This window comes from Tepidiforma sp., assembly GCF_026419595.1.
Taxonomy (GTDB): Bacteria; Chloroflexota; Dehalococcoidia; order Tepidiformales; family Tepidiformaceae; genus Tepidiforma.
This window is the reverse complement of the sequence record NZ_JANZZD010000001.1, coordinates 177,281-198,960: the sequence shown is the minus strand read 5'-3', so window position 1 is coordinate 198,960 and position 21,680 is coordinate 177,281. Positions and strand designations below refer to the sequence as shown.

24 protein-coding genes and 1 tRNA gene are annotated in these 21,680 nt (G+C 69.6%); 21 read left to right on the top strand and 4 right to left on the bottom strand.

What is annotated here, in order from left to right:
• Positions 1 to 2 precede the first annotated feature (2 nt).
• The 4 genes from N2041_RS00990 (at position 3) to N2041_RS00975 (ending at position 4,703) form a co-directional block, all read left to right on the top strand.
• Positions 3 to 884: a carbohydrate ABC transporter permease gene (locus N2041_RS00990; protein ID WP_297674908.1), complete on the top strand. Its 882-nt coding sequence runs from the start codon at positions 3 to 5 to the stop codon at positions 882 to 884.
• Between the two features lie 85 nt (positions 885 to 969).
• Positions 970 to 2,346 carry an ABC transporter substrate-binding protein gene (locus tag N2041_RS00985; RefSeq protein WP_297674906.1) on the top strand — a complete coding sequence of 459 codons (1,377 nt, stop codon included), beginning with the start codon at positions 970 to 972 and terminating at the stop codon, positions 2,344 to 2,346.
• A gap of 74 nt (positions 2,347 to 2,420) precedes the next feature.
• A complete protein-coding gene (locus N2041_RS00980) occupies positions 2,421 to 3,527 on the top strand; it encodes an ABC transporter ATP-binding protein (protein ID WP_297674904.1) in 1,107 nt (368 codons plus the stop codon).
• An 84-nt stretch (positions 3,528 to 3,611) separates the two neighbouring features.
• Positions 3,612 to 4,703, top strand: a complete 1,092-nt coding sequence (locus tag N2041_RS00975; RefSeq protein ID WP_297674902.1) for a Zn-dependent alcohol dehydrogenase — start codon at positions 3,612 to 3,614, stop codon at positions 4,701 to 4,703.
• Between the two features lie 86 nt (positions 4,704 to 4,789).
• Here N2041_RS00975 and N2041_RS00970 read toward each other — a convergent pair whose 3' ends face one another.
• Entirely contained in the window at positions 4,790 to 5,263 is a 474-nt protein-coding gene (locus N2041_RS00970; protein ID WP_297674901.1) for a redoxin domain-containing protein, read from the bottom strand.
• 151 nt (positions 5,264 to 5,414) lie between these two features.
• Here N2041_RS00970 and sodN point away from each other — a divergent pair, with 151 nt between their 5' ends.
• The 12 genes from sodN (at position 5,415) to N2041_RS00910 (ending at position 11,944) form a co-directional block, all read left to right on the top strand.
• Positions 5,415 to 5,861 carry a superoxide dismutase, Ni gene (sodN, locus tag N2041_RS00965; protein ID WP_297674899.1) on the top strand — a complete coding sequence of 149 codons (447 nt, stop codon included), beginning with the start codon at positions 5,415 to 5,417 and terminating at the stop codon, positions 5,859 to 5,861.
• Between the two features lie 99 nt (positions 5,862 to 5,960).
• Positions 5,961 to 7,277, top strand: coding sequence for a signal recognition particle protein (gene ffh, locus N2041_RS00960; RefSeq protein WP_297674898.1), 1,317 nt, complete (start codon positions 5,961 to 5,963; stop codon positions 7,275 to 7,277).
• A 112-nt stretch (positions 7,278 to 7,389) separates the two neighbouring features.
• Positions 7,390 to 7,794, top strand: coding sequence for a 30S ribosomal protein S16 (rpsP, locus tag N2041_RS00955; protein ID WP_297674896.1), 405 nt, complete (start codon positions 7,390 to 7,392; stop codon positions 7,792 to 7,794).
• Positions 7,795 to 7,797: 3 nt separating this feature from the next.
• Positions 7,798 to 8,043: a KH domain-containing protein gene (locus N2041_RS00950; RefSeq protein ID WP_270057027.1), complete on the top strand. Its 246-nt coding sequence runs from the start codon at positions 7,798 to 7,800 to the stop codon at positions 8,041 to 8,043.
• Complete coding sequence (rimM, locus tag N2041_RS00945; protein ID WP_308445338.1) at positions 8,040 to 8,618, top strand: ribosome maturation factor RimM; 579 nt, start codon at positions 8,040 to 8,042, stop codon at positions 8,616 to 8,618. The genes N2041_RS00950 and rimM overlap by 4 nt, the downstream gene beginning before the upstream one ends.
• 105 nt (positions 8,619 to 8,723) lie before the next feature.
• Positions 8,724 to 8,894 (top strand): hypothetical protein, encoded by a 171-nt coding sequence (locus tag N2041_RS00940; RefSeq protein WP_270057026.1) that lies wholly within the window; start codon positions 8,724 to 8,726, stop codon positions 8,892 to 8,894.
• A gap of 64 nt (positions 8,895 to 8,958) precedes the next feature.
• Positions 8,959 to 9,034, top strand: a tRNA-Ala gene (locus N2041_RS00935).
• Between the two features lie 47 nt (positions 9,035 to 9,081).
• Complete coding sequence (locus N2041_RS00930; RefSeq protein WP_297674891.1) at positions 9,082 to 9,417, top strand: 2Fe-2S iron-sulfur cluster binding domain-containing protein; 336 nt, start codon at positions 9,082 to 9,084, stop codon at positions 9,415 to 9,417.
• A 3-nt stretch (positions 9,418 to 9,420) separates the two neighbouring features.
• Complete coding sequence (locus N2041_RS00925) at positions 9,421 to 9,663, top strand: ferredoxin family protein (protein WP_158067588.1); 243 nt, start codon at positions 9,421 to 9,423, stop codon at positions 9,661 to 9,663.
• Positions 9,664 to 9,707: 44 nt separating this feature from the next.
• Positions 9,708 to 10,634, top strand: coding sequence for a LysR family transcriptional regulator (locus N2041_RS00920; RefSeq protein WP_297674889.1), 927 nt, complete (start codon positions 9,708 to 9,710; stop codon positions 10,632 to 10,634).
• 42 nt (positions 10,635 to 10,676) lie between these two features.
• Positions 10,677 to 11,270: a nucleotidyltransferase family protein gene (locus tag N2041_RS00915; RefSeq protein WP_297674887.1), complete on the top strand. Its 594-nt coding sequence runs from the start codon at positions 10,677 to 10,679 to the stop codon at positions 11,268 to 11,270.
• Positions 11,270 to 11,944, top strand: coding sequence for an HAD family hydrolase (locus N2041_RS00910; RefSeq protein ID WP_297674886.1), 675 nt, complete (start codon positions 11,270 to 11,272; stop codon positions 11,942 to 11,944). The genes N2041_RS00915 and N2041_RS00910 overlap by 1 nt, the downstream gene beginning before the upstream one ends.
• On the opposite strand, the gene N2041_RS00905 is transcribed toward N2041_RS00910, so the two are convergent.
• On the bottom strand, positions 11,941 to 12,066 hold the full coding sequence (locus N2041_RS00905; RefSeq protein ID WP_297674884.1) for a hypothetical protein: 126 nt from the start codon (positions 12,064 to 12,066) through the stop codon (positions 11,941 to 11,943). The genes N2041_RS00910 and N2041_RS00905 overlap by 4 nt on opposite strands.
• A gap of 200 nt (positions 12,067 to 12,266) precedes the next feature.
• Between N2041_RS00905 and N2041_RS00900 the strand changes: the two genes are divergently transcribed.
• The 5 genes from N2041_RS00900 (at position 12,267) to N2041_RS00880 (ending at position 20,056) form a co-directional block, all read left to right on the top strand.
• Positions 12,267 to 12,581: a YbjQ family protein gene (locus N2041_RS00900; protein ID WP_297675057.1), complete on the top strand. Its 315-nt coding sequence runs from the start codon at positions 12,267 to 12,269 to the stop codon at positions 12,579 to 12,581.
• A gap of 79 nt (positions 12,582 to 12,660) precedes the next feature.
• Entirely contained in the window at positions 12,661 to 13,677 is a 1,017-nt protein-coding gene (gene gap / locus N2041_RS00895) for a type I glyceraldehyde-3-phosphate dehydrogenase (protein ID WP_297674882.1), read from the top strand.
• A gap of 108 nt (positions 13,678 to 13,785) precedes the next feature.
• Positions 13,786 to 15,078, top strand: a complete 1,293-nt coding sequence (locus N2041_RS00890) for a CaiB/BaiF CoA-transferase family protein (RefSeq protein WP_297674881.1) — start codon at positions 13,786 to 13,788, stop codon at positions 15,076 to 15,078.
• 60 nt (positions 15,079 to 15,138) lie between these two features.
• Positions 15,139 to 19,683, top strand: coding sequence for a DUF2298 domain-containing protein (locus tag N2041_RS00885; RefSeq protein WP_297674879.1), 4,545 nt, complete (start codon positions 15,139 to 15,141; stop codon positions 19,681 to 19,683).
• Positions 19,673 to 20,056: a DUF4157 domain-containing protein gene (locus N2041_RS00880; RefSeq protein WP_297674877.1), complete on the top strand. Its 384-nt coding sequence runs from the start codon at positions 19,673 to 19,675 to the stop codon at positions 20,054 to 20,056. The genes N2041_RS00885 and N2041_RS00880 overlap by 11 nt, the downstream gene beginning before the upstream one ends.
• On the opposite strand, the gene N2041_RS00875 is transcribed toward N2041_RS00880, so the two are convergent.
• Together N2041_RS00875 and N2041_RS00870 are read right to left on the bottom strand one after the other, a co-directional pair.
• On the bottom strand, positions 20,057 to 20,569 hold the full coding sequence (locus tag N2041_RS00875) for a redoxin domain-containing protein (RefSeq protein ID WP_297674876.1): 513 nt from the start codon (positions 20,567 to 20,569) through the stop codon (positions 20,057 to 20,059).
• Positions 20,566 to 21,642, bottom strand: a complete 1,077-nt coding sequence (locus tag N2041_RS00870; RefSeq protein WP_297674875.1) for an SAM-dependent methyltransferase — start codon at positions 21,640 to 21,642, stop codon at positions 20,566 to 20,568. Before N2041_RS00870 ends, N2041_RS00875 begins: the two co-directional genes overlap by 4 nt.
• Between the last annotated feature and the right edge of the window lie 38 nt (positions 21,643 to 21,680).

Sequence of the window (21,680 nt, the reverse complement as noted above, 5' to 3'; positions counted from 1 at the left end):
CGATGACCACGAGCGAACTCTCCCTCCCCGCCCGCCCGCGCCGCCTCGCCGGCATCCGCGCCGCGCTCCCCTTCCGCACGCTGGCCGCCTACGCCGTGCTCGCGCTTGCCGTCATCGTCATCGTGCTCCCGCTGGTGTGGATGCTCACCGCCTCGCTCAAGACCCGCCAGGAGATCTACACCCTCCCCGTCTCCTGGTTTCCGGAGACCTTCCGCTGGGAAAACTACCGCCAGGCGTGGACCGCCGTCCCGTTCGAGCGCTTTTTCATCAACAGCGTCGTCACCACCGTCGCCGGCAGCGGCCTCGAGCTCGTCAACGGTGTCCTCACCGCCTACGCCCTCGTCTTCCTCCCCTTCCCGAAGAAGAACCTCATCTTCCTCTTCGTCATCGCTGCCCTCATGGTCCCGTTCCAGGTCACCATCATCCCCAACTACGTCCTCGTCGCCGACCTCGGCTGGGTCAACACCTACCAGGGCATCGTCATCCCCGGCGCCGCCGTCGCGTTCGGCGCCTTCCTCATGCGCCAGCAGTTCCTCAGCCTCCCGCGGGAAGTCATCGAAGCCGCCCGCATCGACGGCGCCGGCCACCTCCGCATGCTCTGGAGCATCATCCTCCCCATGTCGCGTCCCGCCCTCGTGACCTTCGCGCTCATCTCCATCGTCGCCAAGTGGAACGATTACCTCTGGCCGCTCCTCGTCACCAATAACGACCAGCACATGACGCTCCCCGTCGGCCTCACCCAGCTGCAGCACTCCGAAGGTTCGAGCGAGTGGGGCGTCGTCATGGCCGGCGCTGTGATGGTCATCACCCCCGTCCTGCTCATCTTCCTCTGGGCCCAGCGTCACATCGTCGAAGGGCTCACCGCCGGCTCGGTCAAGGGCTGAGCCGCTCCACCCGGCGATTCCTGCCCGTGCCGGGGCAGTTCGCACACCACCTCACAGGCACCATCCAAAAGGAGTTCCACGAACCATGACGCACATCTCCCGGCGCCACCTCCTCGGCATGGCCGGCGGCGCGGCCGCCCTCGGCCTCGTTGGCTGCGGCGGCGATGACGACGACGCCGAGCAGCCCGTCGCGACCGCGACGCAGGCCTCGGGCGGCACCTCCGCCGCCGCCACCCCCACGCCGCGCGGTATCAAGCCCGCGGCCGAAATCACCTACTGGAGCGTCCACCCCGCCAACTCCAAGGCCGCCGAGGAAGAGCTGATCAAGCGCTTCCAGGCCGCCTACCCCGATATCAAGGTCAAGCTCGAAACCGCCGGCGCCAACTACGCCGAGGTCTCCCAGAAGTTCAACGCCGGCCTCGCCGCGAAGCAGATCCCCGACGTCGTCATGCTCTCCGATGTCTGGTGGTTCAAGTACTTCCTCGCCGGGACCATCGAGCCCCTCGACGCCCTCCTCGATGAGGTCAAGGTCGACCGCTCCGACTACCAGGACACCCTGATCAAGGACTACCAGTTCGACGGCAAGCAGTGGGGCATGCCGTTCGCCCGCAGCACCCCGCTCTTCTACTACAACAAGGAGAAGTGGGCCGCCGCCGGTCTCCCCGACCGCGGCCCCAAGACCTGGGACGAATTCGATGAGTGGGCCGCCAAGCTCCAGGCCATGGCCAAGCCCGGCGAATTCGCCTTCACCCACGTCAAAGGCGACAGCTACATCGCCTGGACCTTCCAGGGCATCATCTGGCAGTTCGGCGGCCGCTACTCCGATGAGAAGTTCAACATGCTGATGGACTCCCCGGAGGGCATCGAGGCCGGCAACTACATCCGCTCCCAGGTCTTCACGAAGAAATACGCCAACGTCACCGCCAAGGACGAGAAGGCCGACTTCCTCGCCGGCACCACCTACTCCATGCTCTCCTCCACGGGCGGCCTCGCCGGCGTCCTGAAGGACGCCAAGTTCCCCGTCGGCACCGCCTTCTACCCCGAAAAGAAGCAGTTCGGCTGCCCCACCGGCGGCGCCGGCCTCTGCATCCCGAAGGCGATCTCCGACGAGAAGAAGCTCGCCGCCATGCTCTTCATCGCCTTCATTACCAACCCTGAGAACACCGCCTACTACTCCCAGAACGTCGGCTACATGCCCGTCCGCAAGAGCGCCGTCAACGGCCCCCTCATGGCCGAGTTCTTCGCCAAGTACCCGCAGTTCAAGACGGCCGTCGACCAGCTCCCCAAGACCCGCCCGCAGGACTCCGCCCGCGTCTACGTCCCCGGCGGCGACGCCATCCTCGGTAAGGGCCTCGAACGGATGATCCTCAACAACGAGGACGCGAAGAACGTCTGGCCCGACGTCAAGAAGGAGCTCCAGAAGATCGTCGACACCGAAATCCGGCCCAAGCTCAAGATCTGAGCCCCCGGCCGCCATCCCCCTCCGGCAGCCCGGGGCGCGTCCCCGGGCTGCCCCATTCCCCACGGGAGGCTTCCATGGGCGTCGAGTTCGACCGCGTCCACAAGACCTTCGGCCACGTCCGCGCCGTCTCCGATCTCACCCTCGAGGTCCGCGAAGGCGAATTCCTCGTCCTCGTCGGCCCCTCGGGCTGCGGGAAGACCACTGCCCTCCGCATGGTCGCCGGCCTCGAAGAACCGACGTCCGGCGACATCCGCATCGACGGCCGCTCCGTCCTCGGCGTCGAACCGCGCGACCGCGACATCGCGATGGTCTTCCAGTCCTACGCGCTCTACCCCCACATGAGCGTCTACGACAACCTCGCCTTCGGCATGCGCCAGCGGAAGACGCCGAAGGCCGAGATCGACCAGCGCATCCGCGAAGTCGCCGAGATGCTCGAGATCGGCCACCTCCTTAGTCGCCGGCCGCGCGAACTCTCCGGCGGCCAGCGCCAGCGCGTCGCCCTCGGCCGCGCCATCGCCCGCCGGCCCCGCGTCTTCCTCATGGACGAGCCGCTCAGCAACCTCGATGCCCAGCTCCGGCTCCGCACCCGCGCCGAACTGAGCGACCTCCACCGCCGCCTCGGCACCACCCTCATCTACGTCACCCACGACCAGGTCGAAGCGATGACCATGGGCACCCGCATCGCCGTGATGAAGGACGGCGTCCTCCAGCAGGTCGACACCCCGCAGCACATCTACGACCGGCCGGCGAACACGTTCGTCGCCTCGTTCATCGGCAGCCCGGCCATGAACCTGCTCCGCGGCGACCTCGTCCCCGGCCCCGGCGGCGCCCGTTTCGCTGCGGCTGCCATCGATATCCCGGTCGCTCGCCCGCCCCTCGGCAGCCTTCCCGCCCCCGCCGTGCTCGGCATCCGGCCGGAAGCCTTCCACCGCTGGCCGCAGGCCGCCCCGGCCCCCATCGCCGGCCCCGTCGTGCTCGTCGAACCCCACGGCCCAGACCTCTACGTCACCGTCGATGCTGCCGGCCAGCAGGTCACGGCGCGCCTCGACCCGGCCGTCGACGTCCGCCCCGGCGAGGTGCTCGGCCTCGTCCCCGCCGGCGACGCCTTCCACTGGTTCGACGCCGAAACCGGCCGGCGGCTCGATGCGGAGCCCGTCCCCGCCGAGCTTATCCGCGCCTGAATCTGCCGGGCGCGGGGCCGCTTGACGCCGAACCTACCGGGCGGAAGAATCCCCATGCTTCGAGAAGGAGGAGCCCTACACCCCATGAACGTCAAAGCAGCGGTCCTGTACGCCCCCAACCAGCCCCTCAGCATCGAGGAGATCGAGCTCGACGAGCCCCAGGCCGGCGAGGTCCTCATCAAGACTGCCGTCACCGGCGTCTGCCACTCCGACCTCCACTTCATGGAGGGCAAGTGGCTCTACCCCATGCCCGTCGTCCTCGGCCATGAGTCCGCCGGCATCGTCGAAAAAGTCGGCCCCGGCGTCACCAACGTCAAAGTCGGCGACCGCGTCGTCGTCGCCTTCGTCCAGTCCTGCGGCACCTGCAACCGGTGCGTCACCGGCCGGCCCAACCTCTGCGAAAACACCCAGGCCCTCAACCGCATGGGCCGCGTCAAGCTCAAGGGCCAGCCGATCATGCAGTTCGCCGGCATGTCTGCCTTCGCCGAGTACCAGCTCGTCAGCGCCCACGCCTGCGTTCACGTGCCCGAAGGCGTCCCCATGCAGGCCGCGGCCCTCGTCGGTTGCAGCGTCATGACCGGCGTCGGCGCCGTCACCAACACCGTCAAGCTCCAGGCCGGCCAGACCGTCGCCGTCGTCGGCTGCGGCGGCGTCGGCCTCAACATCATCCAGGGCGCCAAGATCGCCGGCGCCTCCCGCATCATCGCCGTCGACCTCATGGAGTCGAAGCTCGCCGCCGCGAAAGAGTTCGGCGCTACCGACGTCGTCGATGCCTCCAAGGGCGATGCTGTCCAGCAGGTCATCGCCATGACCGGCGGCGGCGTCGACTACGCCTTCGAAGCCATCGGCCTCATGAAGACGGCGCAGCAGTGCTTCGAAATGGCCCGCCGCGGCGGCCAGGCCGTCATCGTCGGCATGCTGCCCCTCACCGAGCAGCTCACCATCCCCAACGCCGGCATGGCCTTCCTCGGCGAAAAAGGCATCGTCGGCAGCTTCTACGGCTCCACCCGCCAGACCTACGACATGCCCTGGCTCATGGAGCTCTACCGCCAGAAGCGCCTCAAGATCGACGAGCTCATCTCCCGCCGCTACACCCTCGACCAGATCAACGAGGCTTACGACGCGCTCAAGAAGGGCGAAGTCAACCGCTCCGTCATCGTCTTCCAGGACAACTGAGCCGCCGCCCGGCCCTCCCGGGCACGAACGAAGCGCCCCGCCGATTCGGCGGGGCGCTTCCGCGTCTCATGCGAGAACGCCGGGCGTCAGCCCTTCGCGCAGGCCACCACCGGGTCGTAATCCGGGATGTCCGTGATCTTCTCCGTCGGCTGAATCCAGGCCACCTTGCCGTTCTTGTCCACCACGATGACCACGCGGTTCGCAATCCCCCGCGCCTCGATCAGCACCCCGTACTTCCGCGCCGTCTCACCCAGCGGGTTGAAGTCGCTCAGGATCGGGAAGTCCACCCCCAGCTCCTTCTTCCACGCCGCCTGCGCCCACGGGCCATCGCTCGAAATGACGACCGGGATCGCGCCCTGCGATTCGAACTCTTTCCGCTTCTGCTCGATGAGCGGCAGCTGGTTGCTGCACACCGGCGAAAACGCCGCCGGCACGAAGTTGATGATGACCGCGTTCTTGCCCCGGTAGTCCGAAAGCTTGAACTTCTCGCCCGTCGGGCTCATCGGCAGCTCGAAATCCGGCGCCTCGTCGCCCACCTTCAGCGTTGCTGTTTCAGCCACGGGTAACCCCCATTCCTCGAAAGATTACCGAGCGATCGTACAGGCTTCCCGCGCGCCGCGTCTGCCCTCCGCCCCGGGTGCAGGCCGTTCACGGGCCCGCCTATAATCGCTAACGGCACTCGCACCATCCCACCAGGAGTAACCACAGGCCATGAACCTTCTCCGCTTCCTCCGCCCGTCGACCATCGCCAGCGCCCACTGCGATGGCCCCTGCGGCGTCTACGACCCGGCCGCGGCCCGCATCGCCGCCGAAGCCGTCCTCTCCATGGAGAAGAAGATCGCCGCCCTCGGCGATGCCCAGGATCTCGCCACCGTCAACACCCGCACCCGCTTCATCGTCATCAAGGAGCAGCAGGCCGACATCGTCAAGAAGGAGCTCGACATCCTCTGGCACGACTACTTCAAGCCGGAGCACCTCGAGAAGTACCCCAACCTCCACGACGTCTTCTGGAAGGCCGCGAAGGCCGCCTCGAAGTGCAAGCACGAATCCAACCCCGCCAACGGCGAAGCGCTCCTCAAGGCCGTCGAAGAGATCCACAACATCTTCTGGGCCACCAAGAACCGCACCGACGTCCCCTTCTACCGCGCCAACCCCTGAGCCCGGCGCGCCGGCGAACCCGCTCCGAGGGGGTCTGCAGCTGCAGACCCCCTCGCCGCATCTGCCCCGTTCATCCCAACCCCGGTACACTGAATATCGATGTTCGAAACGCTTACCGACCGGCTCCAGGGCGCCTTCCGCAAATTCGGCTCCCGCGGCATCGTCACCGAAGAAGACCTCGACCAGGCCCTCCGCGAAGTCCGCATGGCCATGCTCGAGGCCGACGTCAACTTCCGCGTCGTCCGCGAATTCACCGCCCGCGTCCGCGAAAAAGCCCTCGGCGCCGAGGTCCTGCGCAGCCTCACCCCCGCGCAGCAGGTCATCGACATCGTCCACCAGGAGCTGGTCGATATCCTCGGCGGCGATGCCCCCAAGCTCGCGACCTCCAGCCGGCCGCCGACCGTCATCATGCTCGTCGGCCTCCAGGGCTCCGGGAAGACCACCAGCGCCGCCAAGCTCGCCAACCTCCTCAAGAAGCAGCGGCTCCGCCCACTCCTCGCGGCCTGCGACATCTACCGCCCGGCAGCCGTCGACCAGCTCGTCACGCTCGCGCGCACCCTCGACGTGCCCATCCACGAAGAAGGCACGAGCGTCAAACCCGCCGTCATCGCCCAGAACGCCCTCGAAAAAGCGAAGCGGATGGGCGCCACCCACCTCATCGTCGACACCGCCGGCCGCCTCCACATCGACGACGACATGATGAACGAGGTCGCCGAGCTCCGGCGCCTCCTCGACCCCGCGGAAGTCCTCTTCGTCGCCGATGCCATGGCCGGCCAGGACGCCGTGAACGCCGCGAAGGAGTTCCACGAGCGCGTCGGGACGACCGGCCTCATCCTCACCAAGATGGACGGCGACGCCCGCGGCGGCGCTGCCCTCAGCATCCGCGCCGTCACCGGCGTCCCCGTTAAGTTCATCGGCGTCGGCGAAAAAGCCGATGCCCTCGAGCCCTTCTACCCCGACCGCCTCGCGAGCCGCATCCTCGGCATGGGCGACCTCCTCACGCTCATCGAAAAAGCCAAGGAGACGATGGGCGAAGAGGACACCGACGCCTTCAAGGACAAGCTGAAGCGCGGCACCTTCGACCTCCAGGACTTCGTCGACCAGCTCCGCAAAGTCCGCAAGATGGGTCCCCTCGGCCAGCTCGTCTCCATGCTCCCCGGCTTCAACCGCATCAAAATGCAGCTCCAGGTCGACGACATCGACGACCGCTTCTTCGCCCAGGCCGAGGCGATCGTCCTCTCCATGACCCCGTGGGAGCGCCGCCACCCGGAGAAAATCGACGGCAAGCGGCGCAAGCGCATCGCCCGCGGCAGCGGCACCGACCCCTCCCAGGTCAATCAGCTGCTCAAGCAGTTCTTCGAAGCCCGCAAAATCGCCAAGACGCTCAGCACCGGCAAGATGCCGCTCTTCCGCTGAGGCAGCAGCACCCGGCGCGCCGCCTGCCGCGTGGCGCTAACGCCGTCATGTCGTATCCTCAGTACCACCGCCAATCACGTCCGCCCCGCGCGGGCGTTTCGCAGGAGCTCCCATGATTCGCATCCGCCTCCGGCGCACCGGCAAGAAGGGCTACCCCCTCTACCGCGTCGTCGTCGCCAACCAGCCCGACCGTCGCGACGGCCGCTTCATCGAAACCCTCGGGTCGTACGACCCGCACCAGGATCCGCCCCGCATCACCCTCGATGCGGACCGCACCCGCGAGTGGATCAGCAAGGGCGCCCAGCCCTCCGAGGCCGCCGAAAAGATCCTCGTCCGCGCCGGCGTCATCGAAAAGAAGCCCCCGATCGTGAAGGCGAAGCTCGAAGCGAAACGCGCCGAGCAGGCGAAGGCCGCCGCCGAGCGCGCCGCCGCCCGCGCGAAGGCCGAAGCTGAAGCTGCCGCTGCAGCCGCCGCCGAAGCCCCCGCTGAGGCCGAATCCAGCGAATCCGCCGAGTAACCGATGCCCGAGACCATGACCGGCGAGCTCATCGAATACCTCGCGAAGGCCCTCGTCGACCACCCCGACGACGTCCAGGTCAGCGAGTCCATCCAGGGCGACCGCGTCACCGTCTACCTCAACGTCCACGAGGACGACTACGGCAAGGTCATCGGCAAGGGCGGCCGCATCGCCACCTCCCTCCGCGCCCTCGCCAAGGTCGCCGCAGTCCGCGAAGACGTCCGCGTCAACCTGGAGATTGGCCACTGAGCGAGACGCCCTCGCCCGGTCCCTCCCGTCCCCCGCGCCCGCGCAATCCCGTCACGCTGCCCGCCGAACCCCGGCCGGGCTTTACCGCTGTCGCCCGGGTCCTCCGGCCCCACGCCCTCCGCGGCGAACTCCGCGTCGAGGTCTTCTCGCCGACCGCCCGCAACATCCAGCGCGGCCGCCCCGTCTACGTCCGCGGCATCCGCCGCATCGTCCAGCGCGCCCGCCAGGCCGGCGATGACTGGATCATCAAGCTCTCGGGCCTCGAAACCCGCACCGAGGTCGAAGACCTCCACGGCGAACTCCTCGAAGCGCTCGACAGCGACGTCCTCCGCGACGACGCCGAGTCCTACTTCATCCACGAACTCATCGGCCTCGCCGTGGTGACCGCTGCCGGCGAAGCCCTCGGCACGCTCGTCGAAGTCCTCCAGCCCGGCGCCAACGACGTCTACGTCGTCCACGGCGCGCGGGGCGAAATCCTCGTCCCCGCCATCGGGCAGGTCGTCCAGTCCATCGACCTCGCCGCCGGCCGCATGGTCATTACACCTTTGCCCGGCATGCTGGACGAATCGCCATAAACGATTGAAACCGTCTATAGCCCCGACTACACTGACCCCGGCCGGTGGCGGGGTGCTTAGCCTCTGGCCAAACACCACAACCCGAACGACCCAGGGGGAAGTTGCATGTCCAAGGCCGAAGCGCTCCAGGTAGTCGCGGAATGCGTGCATCACTGGATCCTCGAACCTCCGCGTGGAGAGCTGACGCCCGGGCGGTGTAAGAAGTGCGGCAAAGAGCGCGAGTTCACCGGCGAAACCTCCTACCGCATCGGCCGGGGCTCCTCCCACCGCTCCTAGCCCCGCTCCCCAGTTGACCCACCAGCGAGCCGCTTCCTACGATGGAGGCGGCTCGTTCACATGTGGGGACGTAGCTCATCTGGGAGAGCGCAGCATTCGCATTGCTGAGGTAAGGGGTTCGAGTCCCCTCGTCTCCACCACCCCCACACCATCGACAGCCCCCGCGCCTCGCCGCACAATACCGGCCGTGCACCGCGTCCGCGTCGAGCCCGGGGGCTTCGAATTCCCCGCACCCCACAACGACACCGTCCTCGATGCCGCCAACGCCGCCGGCTACTACTGGCCCGTCGGCTGCAGCCGCAACGGCGAATGCACCAACTGCGCCATGACCGTCATCTCCGGCCTCGGCCGCGTCAGCGTCATGGGCCGCTTCGAACGCGCCAACCTCATCCGCCAGCGCGGCCCCCGCGCCATCGAAGACCCCCGCCTCCGCCTCGCCTGCCAGGCCCGCGTCCTCGGCGACATCGTCGTCGAAAAGACCGGCGTCTTCCCCGACCCATTCGCACGCCAGGAGGCCCGCTGACCCATGCCCTACGTCATCACCGAACCCTGCATCGGCGTCAAAGACGCCTCCTGCGTCGACGTCTGCCCCGTCGATTGCATCCATACCACCGACGACGCGCCGCAGTACTACATCAACCCCGACCAGTGCATCGACTGCGCCGCCTGCGAACTCGCCTGCCCCGTCAGCGCCATCGCCCACGACGCCTCCCTCGAAGGCGACATGCGTCGTTACATCGAGATCAACGCCAACTTCTACCGTTCCTAAGCGCTACCCTAAAAGCCGACGGCACCCCGCCGCGGAGGAACCCCGTGGAACTGGCACAGCTCGAAGCCTTCATCCAGGTCGCTCACCACCGCTCCTTCAGCCGTGCAGCCGAGGCCCTCTTCCTCACCCAGCCTTCCGTCACCGCCCGCATCCAGTCGCTCGAGCGCGAACTCGGCGAGCGCCTCTTCGAACGCACCGGCCGCAGCGTCACCCTCACCGATGCCGGCCGCGCCTTCATGCCCCACGCCCAGCGCGCCCTCACCGCCGTCCAGGAGGGCACCGACGCCATCGAAGCCGTCCGCCACGGCGAAGTCGGCACCATCCGCATCGGCGCCTCCACCTCCATCGCCACCTACGTCCTCCCGCGCATCCTGAAGAAATTCCGCGAGCTCCGTCCCCGCGTCCACATCCACCTCGCGACCGGGCAGACCGAGGACATCATCGATTCCCTCCTCGCCGGCGACTTCCACGTCGCCGTCACCCGCCTCGCCCAGCACCCCGAAATCCAGTCCCTCCACCTCTACAACGACGACCTCGCCCTCGTCGTCCCGCCGGACCACCCCTTCGCCCAGAAGGGCCGCGTCTCCATCGCTGAGGCCGGCCGCCAGCCGTTCCTCTTCTTCGAACGCGGCTCCAGCTACCACAGCCTCGTCTACTCCATGTTCCTCCGCGCGGGCGTCGTCCCCGAATCCGTCATGGAGCTCGACGATATGGAGACCACCAAGCACATGGTCGAAGCCGGCCTCGGCGTCGCCATCCTCCCGGTCGTCTCCTTCGAACGCGAGCGCGAGCGCGGCACCCTCGCGCGCGTCGAAATCCGCGAAATGGAGCAGCCCGCCCAGCGCGAAGTCGGCGTCCACATCCTCCGCAACCGCATCCTCGCGCCCCCCATTCACGAGTTCCTCCGCATCCTCACGCAGGAATTCGGCGTCGAGAACACCTTCCAGGCCGCCGCGCCCGCGCGCGCCTGACCATCGCCCCAATCCGCAGCCCTTCCTACACTAGGAGTCGCCATGAACTCCGCCATCATCCTCGCCGCCGGCATCTCCCAGCGCATGGGCACCCTCAAGCCCCTCCTCGATTGGGGCGGCCAGCCCCTCATCCGCTACGAACTCGAACAGCTCTGGGAAGCCGGCGCCGATGAGGTCATCGTCGTCCTCGGCTACCGCGCCGACGACGTCTCCCGCCAGCTCCGCGGCATCCCCTGCCGCATCATGTTCAACCCCCGCTTCCAGCTCGGCCGCGCCGGCTCGCTCCGCATCGGCGCCAAGGCCGCCAACCGCGACGCCGACCGCATCCTCATCGAGGACGTCGACCAGCCCCGGCCCGCTGCATTCCTCCGCGCGCTCTACGAAGGCCATCCCGCCGAGGCCGACTACACCGTCCCCGTCCACGCCGGCAAACACGGCCACCCTGTCGTCGTCGCCGGCCGCCTCCGCGAAGAGCTCATGCACGCCGACGACGCCACGGAAGGCCTCCGCGGCATCCTCCGCGCCCACGAAAGCCGCCACGCCGAAGTCGACGCCAGCGACCTCCTCGACCTCACCTTCAACACCCCCGAGGAGTACCAGGCCGCGCGCGACCGCTTCTTCGCCGCCGTCCGCTGATGCCCCTCGTCGGCAGCGGCCGCCCGCGCCCGCGCCTCGTCGTCTTCGACCTGGACCGCGCCCTCGTCGATAGCCGCCCCGCCTTCGCCTACGCCATCGAAGAAGCCGTCGCCGCCGTCACCGGCCGCCGGCTCTCTGCCCGCGACCTCGCCGACGCCTACCACACGCGGCCCTGGCGCGAGGCGCTCCGGATCCTCCTCGATGACCCGCGCGAGCGCGACGCCGCCGAAGCGCTCTGCGAACAGTACGCAGCCCGCAGCGCCCTCAAGCGCCTCCTCGTCTTCGACGGCATCGGCATGGCGCTCGATGAACTCCGCGGCGAACTGATCGACATGGCGGCGTTCACCCGGCTGACCTACGGCCTCGCCCGGAAACACGCCGAGTCCACCGGCCTCGACCGCTTCCTCTCCCTCATCGTCCCGCCGCCGGAGGGCCGTTTCGACCCGGCCGGTCAGCTCGAGCAGTGCCTCGCCCTGCTCGAAACGCATGCCACCGAAACCGCCGTCGTGGCCCCCGGCCGCTTCGAACGATCGGCGGCCGAGCGCGCCGGCGCCATCGCCTTCACCGCCGCCTGGTCCGTCGAACCCGACCCCGGCGGCATCGAAGTCGCCTCGCCAGCCGCGCTGCGCGAGGCAATCCTCCGCCGCTGGGAAGGCCGCGCCCCGGCCGGTTAGCGCCCGGCCGCCGCCCGCGCCCGCGGCTCCACCAGCGCGTGGCAGCCCGGGCAGTAGGTCTGCTCCCGGCTCGAGGTGAATTCCAGCTCGCACTTCGGGCAGGTCACCAGCTTCCGCTTCATCGTCGTTCTCCTTCGCGGGGTTCACCCCCAGCATCGGCCGGCCGCGCTGCGCGAGGTAGGCGCAATTCGGCATCGATTCCCGAAAATCCATACGCCGGGACTATCGATCGATAGGTCAGGTGAACACCCGGGAAACGCCGCGCTCCGCTAGACTGGGGATACGCCCTGCCCCAATCCCCGCCCGGAGGTTCCGCATGGCCATCATCCTCACCACCACCAACACCGTCGAAGGCCGCCCCATCCAGCAGTACCTCGGCCTCGTCGCCGGTGAAGTCATCCTCGGCGTCAACGTCTTCAAAGACATCGCTGCCGGCTTCCGCAACATCGTCGGCGGCCGCTCCGGCAAGTACGAAGAAGAGCTCCGCAAAGGCCGCGACCACGCCGTCGCCGAGATGCTCCAGTACGCTCAGCAGCTCGGCGCCGATGCCGTCGTCGGCGTGAAAATCGATTACGAAACCGTCGGCGGCCAGATGCTCATGATCACCGCCTCCGGCACGGCCGTGAAGCTCTCCTGAACCCGGTCGTTCGGCGGGTGGAACGTTAGTGCCTGCCCGCTAGGCTACGAACACGAACCACCCACCCGGAGGGACTCCCTTGGTCACCAGGATCGGCATCAACGGCTTCGGCCGCATCGGCCGCCAGGTCTTCAAAGCCATCACCGACCGCTACGCCGGCACCCTCGAAGTCGTCGCCATCAACGACCTCGTCGCCACCGACGTCAATGCCAACCTGCTGAAGTACGACTCGAACTACGGCCGCTGGAACCGCGACGTCCGCGCCGAGCAAGACGCCCTCGTCGTCGACGGCCGCGCCGTCCGCGTCTTCGCGGAGCGCGACCCCGGCGCCATCCCGTGGGGCTCCGTCGGCGCCGACATCGTCATCGAGTCCACCGGCCTCTTCACCGACGCCACGAAGGCCGCCGCCCACCGCCGCGATTCGGTGAAGAAGGTCATCATCTCCGCCCCCGCCAAGAACGAGGACGTCACCATCGTCCTCGGCGTCAACCCCGAGGCCTACGACCCGGCGAAGCACCACGTCATCTCCAACGCCTCCTGCACCACCAACGGCCTCGCGCCCGTCGTCAAGGTCATCGTCGACAACCTCGGCCTCGTCAAAGGCCAGATGACCACCATCCATTCCTACACCAACTCCCAGCAGATCCTCGACAAGGCCGCCGGCAGCGACCTCCGCGAAATGCGCGCCGGCGCCCTCAACATCGTCCCCACCTCGACCGGCGCGGCCCGCGCCCTCAAGCTCGTCATCCCCGAAGTCGAAGGCAAGCTCGATGGCCTCGCCTACCGCGTCCCGACCCCGACCGTCTCCATCGTCGAAGTCGTCGCCCTCACCGAAAAGGACATCACGAAGGACGCCCTCAACGACCTCATCCGCGAAACCGCCGCCGAGAAGATGAAGGGCATCCTCGGCATCACCATGGACCCCGTCGTCTCCATGGACATGAAGGGCGACGAGCGCTCCTCCATCGTCGACGGGCTCTCGACCAACGTCGTCGGCGGCAATCTCGTGAAGGTCGCCGCCTGGTACGACAACGAATGGGGCTACGCCTGCCGCCTCAGCGACCTCGCCGCCTTCGTCGCCGAAAAAGGCCTCTAAACCGGCACGCCGCGCTCCCGGACGGCACGTCGCGCCCCCGCACCCCCGGGGGCGCGGCCGTTTCCCCGCCCTCGCGGGGTGCCGCCGGCTCCCGTATCATCCCGCGCCATGCCCGGGGGACCGCTCGCCGGCTACCGCATCCTCGAAATCGCCCAGGCGCTCGCTGTCCCGTTCGCCGGCCTCCTCCTCGCCGACCTCGGCGCCGACGTCATCAAAGTCGAGCCCCCGGAGGGCGACGGCATCCGCCACACGATGGAGCCGATCCTCCCCGGCGAAAGCAAGGGCTACACCCTCGTCAACCGCGGCAAGCGCGCCGTCTGCCTCGATATCACCCGCGAAGACGCGCGCCCGGTCCTCCAGCGCCTCGTCGCCTGGGCCGATGCCGTCCTCGTCTCGCTCAAGCCGGCCGACCTCCCCCGCTACGGCCTCACCTGCGACGACCTCCGCGCCTGGAACCCCCGCATCGTCGTCCTCGAACACGTGCCCCTCGGCCATGCCGGCCCCTTCGGCGGCGACCCCGGCTACGACGTGGTCGTCCAGGCCATCTCCGGCCTCTCCGTCACCACGGCCCGCGAACGCGGCGGCGTGCCGATGAACATCCGCCCGGCATTCAACGACATGGCGACCGGCGCCTTCAGCGCCCTCGGCGTCGTTGCCGCCCTCCTCCACCGCGAGCGCACCGGCGAGCCGCTCCGCCTCGAAACTTCGCTGCTCGGCACCGCCATGGCCCTCGGCAACCAGCTCCTCAGCTGGTTCGCCGCCACCGACCCGCCCCGCGACGAGGCCTTCCGCGCTGCGCTCGCCGCCGCCCGCGCAGCCGGCGCTGATTTCGAAGCCCAGCGCCGCATCTACGAGCAGACCTACCTCCGCGGCAGCGCCGCCAACATCTACTTCCGCGTCTACCGCACGAGCGACGGCTTCGTCGCCGTCGGCTGCCTGAGCCCCGCCCTCAACGCCCGCTTCCGCGCCGTCACCGGCCTCCACGACCCGCGGACCGAGCCCGGCTGGGATTTCGACGCCCCCGGCGCCGCTGACCGCCTCGCCGCGCTCGTCGCCGACGCCGAAGCTCGCTTCGCCGCCGATACGACCGCAAGCTGGCTCGAGCGCCTCCGCGCCGGCGGCGTCCCCTGCGGCCCGCTCAACTTCCCGCCAGAGGCGATGTTCCACCCCCAGCTCGTGGACAACGGCTTCGTCGTCGAGCTCGAACACCCGCTCTTCGGCGCCTACCGCACGTTCGGCCCTGCCGTCCGCGTCGAGGGCAGCGCCGCGCCCGCCGGGCGCCATCCGCCTCTCCTCGACGAGCACACCGACGAGGTGCTCGCTGAGCTGGGTTTCGACGGGGCCGAGGTCGCCCGGCTCCGCGCCGCCGGGGTCGCCGGCGCCGCCCCGCCCGGCGCCTGACCCGTTTCCTGTCCCGAACGTCCGCCGGCCGTATCCTGTAGCCCACCACTGGAGGAGCGCGTGGCCGAGACCTCCCCCGCCGTCACGCCCGCCCGCGGCCGCCTCGCCGCCCTGCGGTCCGGCCCCATCGCGCGCCTCCTCACGTGGCAGGCAGGGCTCGCGGCCGTCCTGCTCCTTGGGGCTGTCCTCCGCTTCCACGGCCTCGGCTGGGACCGGCCGGCGGAGGCCGCTTATCCCCTCCAGATGCACCCCGATGAGCGGTTCCTCTCCCTCGTCGCGAACCGCATCGACTGGCCCGGCAGCCTCGCCGGCTACTTCGATACCGCCCGCTCGCCCCTCAACCCCTACAACGACGGCGAAACCAACTCCTACGTCTACGGCACTTTCCCGCTCTTCCTCGTCAAAGCCGTCGCCACCCTCCGCGGCGACGACCCGCCCGGGCCGGGCAACTCGTACGCCGCCACCGTCGTCTCCGGCCGGCAGGTCACCGCCGCCTTCGATGCCCTCGCCATCCTCCTCGTCTTCCTCCTCGGCAGCGCGCTCGGCAGCCGGCGGCTCGGCCTGCTCGCTGCGCTCCTCTACGCGCTCGCCGTCCTCCCCACCCAGCTCGCGCACTTCTGGGCGATGGACCCCTTCCTCAATGTCTTCGCCCTCCTCACCTTGCTCCTCTCCGTCCACTGGGTGCGTGCTGACGGCGGACGAGCATGGCTCCTCGCCGTCGGCATCGGCGCCAGCATCGGCCTCGCCACGGCCTGCAAGGTGAACGGCGCCATCTTCGCCGCCATCCCGGTCCTCGCCTTCGCCGTCCGCATCGCCCTCCACGACATCCGCCGGCTCGGCGCCCGCTGGAGCGGCGGCGAGGCCCCGCCCCGGCACGGCTCGGCCTGGCTCACCGACCTCTCCATGCTCTGCCTCGCCGGCGCCGTCTCGCTCCTCGTCTTCCGCATCGCGCAGCCGTACGCCTTCGCCGGCCCAAACGTGTGGGATTTCGCCCTCAACCAGCGGTGGTGGGACGACATCCAGCGCGAGCGCGACTTCCAGCAGGGCAACGTCGACTATCCCCCCTTCGTCCAGTTCGCCGGCACGACCCCCTTCCTCACCGCTCTCCGCAACATCACGCTCTGGGGCCTCGGGCCCGTCCTCGCCGCCGCCGCGTTCGCCGGCCTTCTCTCCGCAGCTATCCGAACGGCCCGCACCCGCGACCTCGCTCTCCTGCTGCCGCTCGCCTTCGCCCTGCTCGTCCTCGGCTTCTGGGGGCCGCGCTTCGTCGCCTTCATGCGCTACTTCCTCCCGATGTACCCGGTGCTCTGCCTCTTCGCAGCGTGGGGCCTCCTCCGGCTCCTCGAACGCAGCCGCGCCGGCTTCCGGCTCGCCCCCGGCCGCGTCCGCGCGGCCCTGCCCCCGCCGCGCGCCCGCGCCCTCGCGTTCGCCGTGCTCGGCATCGTCCTCGCGGCCTCGGCCTGGTGGGCGCTCGCCTTCCAGCGCGTCTACGTCGAAGAGCACCCGCGCATCGCCGCCACCCGCTGGGTCTACGCCAACGTCCCGCCCGGCCGCGCCATCACCACCGAAATCTGGGACGACCCCGTGCCGTGGGACCTCCCCGGCCGCGCCCGCGAGTACCGCCTCGTCGAGCTCGATATGTACCGCACGGACTCGCCGGAAAAGATCCGCGACCTCGTCTTCGGCGTCCCCGGCGACCCCGCAAAGGCCGGCCTCGCCGGCGCCGACTACGTCGCCGTCACCTCCAACCGCATCCGCGACTCGGTGACGAAGCTCGAGCGCGAATACCCGGCCACCATCCGCTACTACCAGCTCCTCGAATCGGGCGACCTCGGCTTCGAACGGGTCGCCACGTTCACGGTTCGCCCATCCTTCCTCGGCATCTCCGTCGACGATTCCGGCGCCGAGGAGTCGTTCACCGTCTACGACCACCCCGAGGTCCGCATCTACCGGAAGACGGCCGCCTTCGACCCCGACCGCGCCTACACCCTCCTCAGCGAGGCGCGTCCCGAGGCCGCTGTGAACCTGCTCCCGCGGCAGGGCCGCTCCAACGGCCTCCAGTTCACCTCCGCCGAGGCCGAAATCCAGCAGTCTGGCGGCACCTTCACCGACGTCTTCGATGCCCCCGGCTGGCTGAACCGGACCGCGTGGCTCTGGTGGCTGCTCTGGCTCCAGGCTGCCAGCCTCGCCGCCGTGCCGTGGGTCACCTGGCTCTTCCGCCCCTTCGGCGGCCGCGGCTATGGCCTCGCGAAGCTCTTCGGCCCGCTCGCCGTCGTTCTCCTCACCTGGATGGCCGTCGCCTGGGGGCCGCTCCATTTCTCGAAAGGCCTCGCCTGGGGCGCCTTCGCCGTCACCATCGGGGCCGGGCTCGCCGTCGGCATCCTCCGCCGCCAGGCCCTGCGCGACGACCTCCGCAGCCAGTGGCGGAACTGGCTCGCTGCCGAGGCCGTCTTCCTCGCCGCGTTCTTCGCGTTCCTGCTCCTCCGCGCCGCCAACCCCGACCTCTGGCACCACCCCCAGGGCGGCGAGAAGCCGATGGAGATCGCCTACCTGACCGCCGTCGTCCGCTCTACCATCCTCCCGCCCTACGACCCGTGGTTCGCCGGCGGCAGCCTCAACTACTACTACATGGGCTGGTTCTACCTCGCCGTGCCGGTGCGCGCCTTCGGCATCCTCCCCGAATACGCCTTCAACCTGGGCGTGCCGACGTTCGCTGCCACGGCCGCCGCCGCGGCCTTCGCGATCGTCAGCGGCCTCGTCGGCGCCGCGGCCCCGTCCGTCGCCGCCGTCCGCCGGCGCGCCGCCGAACCGCTCCTCGCCGGCGCGTTCGCCGCCTTCCTCCTCGTCGCCATCGGCAACCTCGACGCCGCCCACCAGTGGATCGAACGCCTCCAGGCGCTCAACCAGTGGTCGTTCGCCTCCGGCACGCCGGTCGTCGGCGGTGCGGTCGGCATCGCCGGCGGGCTCTGGCGCTGGCTCTTCGGCGGCGCTCAGCTCCCGCCCTTCGACTGGTGGCGCAGCTCGCGCGTCCACTTCGGCAGCTTCGATATCACCGAGTTCCCCTACTGGTCCTTCCTCTTCGCCGACCTCCATCCCCACCTGATGGGCATCCCCTTCTTCGTCAGTCTCGCCGGCACCGGCGCGGCGCTCGCGCTCTCCGCCGCCCGCGGCGAGCGGCTTCGCCCGTGGGTGCTCGCCGCCCTCGCCGGCCTTTTCGTCGGCCTCATCCGCACCGTCCACACCTGGGACTTCCCGACCGCCGCGCTCATCGCCGCGGGCGCCATCGCCCTCGGCGGGTTGCTCGCGCCGGGTTCTGCCGAACGCCGCGCCTGGACCGCCCTTGGCCAGCTCGCCCTCGCCGGCCTCGTTGCTGTCGTCGCCTTCGCCCCCTACAACGCCCGCTTCGAAACCTTCGACCCCGGCATCACCCGCGCTCCGGCCACGACGCCGCTCCACCAGTTCGTCGTCCAGTACGGCGTGTTCCTCGCCCTCGCCGCGGCCTTCATCGCCCTGCGCTGCCGCGAAGAGCTCGAACCTCGCGGCTTCGACCCCGGGCGCAATCCGGTGCTCGCCATCGTCGCCGGCCGCCTCGAGCTCGCCTCCCTCGCCGTCTTCCTCGCCGGCCTCATCGCCTTCACCTGGCCCTTCGGCCTGGCGACCGTCGCCACGGCCCTCGTCGCGCTCGCCTTCCTGCTGAATCTCGCCTGGCTCGAGCTGCGCGACCCCGGGCGCAACGTCCCGCGCCTCGTCGCCACCCTCTTCTTCGCCCTCGCGGTCGCCATCGCCGCCGGTGTCGATGTCGTCACCCTGAAGAACGACATCGTCCGCATGAACACCGTCTTCAAATTCAGCCTCCAGGCGTGGCACCTCTTCGCGCTCGGCGGCGGGTACGCCGCCTGGTACGTCGTCCGCGGCGTCCTCGAACGCGCGCGCGGCGCGGCGATGCCGGGGCGCGCGGCCGCCGGGCTCGCCCTCGCCTCGCTCGCCGCCGTCGTCCTCGCCTCCAGCCTCTTCCTCGTCTCCGGCACCCGGGCCCGCCAGGAAGCCCGTTTCGGCGAGACGCCGCTCACCCTCAACGGCTTCGCCTTCTTCGAACACGGCGTCTTCACCGAACCCCGCAGCGACGCGACCCCTGCTGACGACGTCACCTTCCGCCTCGACGAAGACCTCCCGCTCATCGAGTGGCTCCGCCAGAACGTCGAAGGCTCCCCGGTCATCGTCGAAGCCGTCGGTCCCCTCTACCGCTGGACCGGCCGCATTTCTGAGTACACCGGCCTCCCGGCCGTCATCGGTTGGGACTGGCACCAGGTCCAGCAGCGGACCGACTACGCCCACCTCGTCCAGGAGCGCCGCACCGACGTCCATCTCTTCTACACCGACCCCTCGACCGACCGCGCCGAGCGCTTCCTCCGCAAGCACGGCGTCCGCTACGTCGTCGTCGGCACCGAAGAGCGCGTCCACGGCACCGAAGCGGGCCTCGCGAAGTTCGCCGCCATGCCGGCCCTCACCGAGGTCTTCCGCGACGGCCCGAACGTCATCTACCGCGTCGACCAGGACCGCCTCGCCGCCGACATCCTCGCCCGGGACCTCGGCCGTGCGCCTTGAGGCCCCGGCCATCGACCTCCTGGCCGAGTGGGTGCCTCGCCGCGACCTCGAGGCGATGCGCATCGTCACCGGCTGGCCCTGGCGCTGGATTCCCGCCCTGCTCGGCAAGACGGCCATCACCTTCGCGCCGTTCGTCTTCTTCCGCGCTGGCGGCTACCGGCCGGATACGGCCGCCGGCCTCGCCCTCATCGCCCACGAAGCGCTCCACCTCACCCAGGTCCGCGAGATGGGCCGGCCCCGGTTCTACGCCCGCTACCTGCTCGGCCAGCTCCAGTCTGGCTTCCGCCACAGCCGCCACCCGCTCGAAGTTCCCTGCATCGAACGCCAGCGGGACATCCGCGCCGCGCTCCGCGCCCGCGGCCTCCCCGGCTGATCAGCCGTCGAACAGCCCCAGCGCCCGGAACACCCCTTCGAAGGCCGACAGGCTGCCCGGGTTGAAGTGCGGCAGCACGTACGCCACCCGCCCGTCCTGCCCGATCACGACCACGCCGCGGCGCGACTTCCGCTCCTCCGGGTCCCAGAAGCCGTACGCCTTCACCGCCTCCCCGTAGAAGTCGCTGATGAGCGGAAACGGGAAATGGTCGCGCTCGTGGAACTTCGCGTGCGAGCCGATCCCGTTCGTGTTGATGCCGAACACCTGCACGCCGGCCTGCCGCAGCGTCTCGTACTCCTGCGCGAAGGCCTTCAGCTCGCTCGTGCAGATCGGCATCCCGTCGTCCTGGTAGAAGATCAGCAGCACCCGCCCCTTTGGCAGCAGCTCCCGGAGCCGGACCGTGAACGGCTCGCCGCCGTCCGGCACCGCCGGCAGCTCGAAATCCGGCGCCGGCTCGCCCGGCTGCACCGGCCCCCGCAGCGGCGGCTCCTGCCCGTTCGCGTGCCCGCTCACGGCAGCGGCTCGAACCCCGGCGGCGTGCCCTCGATGCCGCGCGTCCCGGCGATGACCCGGATCCGCCCGAGCCCCGCCCCGTCCGTCAGCTGCTCGAGCGCGCGCCGCCGCGTGAAGTACTCCTGCAGGTCGCCCCGCGCCGCTTCCACCAGCCCGCCCAGCCCGACGCTGTACAGGAACTCCTGCTGCGAGACCGGCCCCCACGGCTGCATCCCCGCGTCCTCCAGCGCCGTCAGCAGCTCCGACAGGTTCACGTGCGACGTCAGGTCCTGCTCGCCGACGTGGATGTACGGATTCTCGTGCGCCGTATGCCGGTAGAAGCAGAGCAGCGTCCCCTGCCGCCGCCACGGCGCCCACAGGTCCTCCTGCGGATAGCCGTAGTCGAACACCAGCACCGCCCCGCGCTCGACCAGCCCGCAGAGGCTGACCATCGCCGGGTAGGCCGCCGGGTTCACTTCGAACCGCCCCTCGGCCGGCGCATCGTCGATCGTCGCAATCGGCCCGCGCTCCTCGACGAACTGCTCGCCGTCCCAGCGCACGTACACCTCCACCGGCCCCCGCGGCGAGCCTTCGAACACCCGCACCGGGAAGGCGTCGAACAGCTCGTTCGCCACGACGACCCCTGCCTCCGCTGGCGCCACCGGCGGCACCCGCCAGTCGACCCGCGGGTCGTCGCCCGGGCTGTTCGGTTCGATAGCGACATAACGAAGTGCGTGGGCGAACGCCGGGTCGCGCCCCTCCGCCCAGTCGAGCACCGCCCTCGCGAGGAGCCCTTCGCCCGCGCCCGGCTCGAAGATGGTGAACTCCGCCGGCTCGCCCAGCCGCTGCCACACCTCCCGCGCCCAGCCGGCCACTGCCCAGCCGAACATCGGGTGCACCGCCGGGCTCGTCAGGAAGTCGCCCTGCCGGCCGATGCGCCCCCGCTTCCGGTAGTAGCCGTGCTCCGGGTGGTAGAGCGCCAGCTCCATGAACCGCTGGAACGGGATCGCCCCGCCATCCATCTCGGCGATGATCGCCGCGATCAGCCGCGGGTTCCCCAGCGCCGCCGTGCCCGGGTCGAGGTCGAGCGTCATCGCTTCCAGTATGCGCGCCGCCAACGGGGAGGAGGCAA

Excerpts from the sequence above, each read along its gene's own strand:
- N2041_RS00915 (WP_297674887.1), top strand. The coding sequence starts at position 10,677 with ATGAACTCCGCCATCATCCTCGCCGCCGGCATCTCCCAGCGCATGGGC.
- N2041_RS00940 (WP_270057026.1), top strand. The coding sequence starts at position 8,724 with ATGTCCAAGGCCGAAGCGCTCCAGGTAGTCGCGGAATGCGTGCATCAC.
- N2041_RS00890 (WP_297674881.1), top strand. The coding sequence starts at position 13,786 with ATGCCCGGGGGACCGCTCGCCGGCTACCGCATCCTCGAAATCGCCCAG.
- N2041_RS00975 (WP_297674902.1), top strand. The coding sequence starts at position 3,612 with ATGAACGTCAAAGCAGCGGTCCTGTACGCCCCCAACCAGCCCCTCAGC.
- N2041_RS00925 (WP_158067588.1), top strand. The coding sequence starts at position 9,421 with ATGCCCTACGTCATCACCGAACCCTGCATCGGCGTCAAAGACGCCTCC.
- N2041_RS00990 (WP_297674908.1), top strand. The coding sequence starts at position 3 with ATGACCACGAGCGAACTCTCCCTCCCCGCCCGCCCGCGCCGCCTCGCC.
- N2041_RS00905 (WP_297674884.1), bottom strand. The coding sequence starts at position 12,066 with ATGAAGCGGAAGCTGGTGACCTGCCCGAAGTGCGAGCTGGAATTCACC.
- sodN (WP_297674899.1), top strand. The coding sequence starts at position 5,415 with ATGAACCTTCTCCGCTTCCTCCGCCCGTCGACCATCGCCAGCGCCCAC.
- ffh (WP_297674898.1), top strand. The coding sequence starts at position 5,961 with ATGTTCGAAACGCTTACCGACCGGCTCCAGGGCGCCTTCCGCAAATTC.
- N2041_RS00985 (WP_297674906.1), top strand. The coding sequence starts at position 970 with ATGACGCACATCTCCCGGCGCCACCTCCTCGGCATGGCCGGCGGCGCG.
- N2041_RS00910 (WP_297674886.1), top strand. The coding sequence starts at position 11,270 with ATGCCCCTCGTCGGCAGCGGCCGCCCGCGCCCGCGCCTCGTCGTCTTC.
- N2041_RS00950 (WP_270057027.1), top strand. The coding sequence starts at position 7,798 with ATGCCCGAGACCATGACCGGCGAGCTCATCGAATACCTCGCGAAGGCC.
- rpsP (WP_297674896.1), top strand. The coding sequence starts at position 7,390 with ATGATTCGCATCCGCCTCCGGCGCACCGGCAAGAAGGGCTACCCCCTC.
- N2041_RS00870 (WP_297674875.1), bottom strand. The coding sequence starts at position 21,642 with ATGACGCTCGACCTCGACCCGGGCACGGCGGCGCTGGGGAACCCGCGG.
- N2041_RS00980 (WP_297674904.1), top strand. The coding sequence starts at position 2,421 with ATGGGCGTCGAGTTCGACCGCGTCCACAAGACCTTCGGCCACGTCCGC.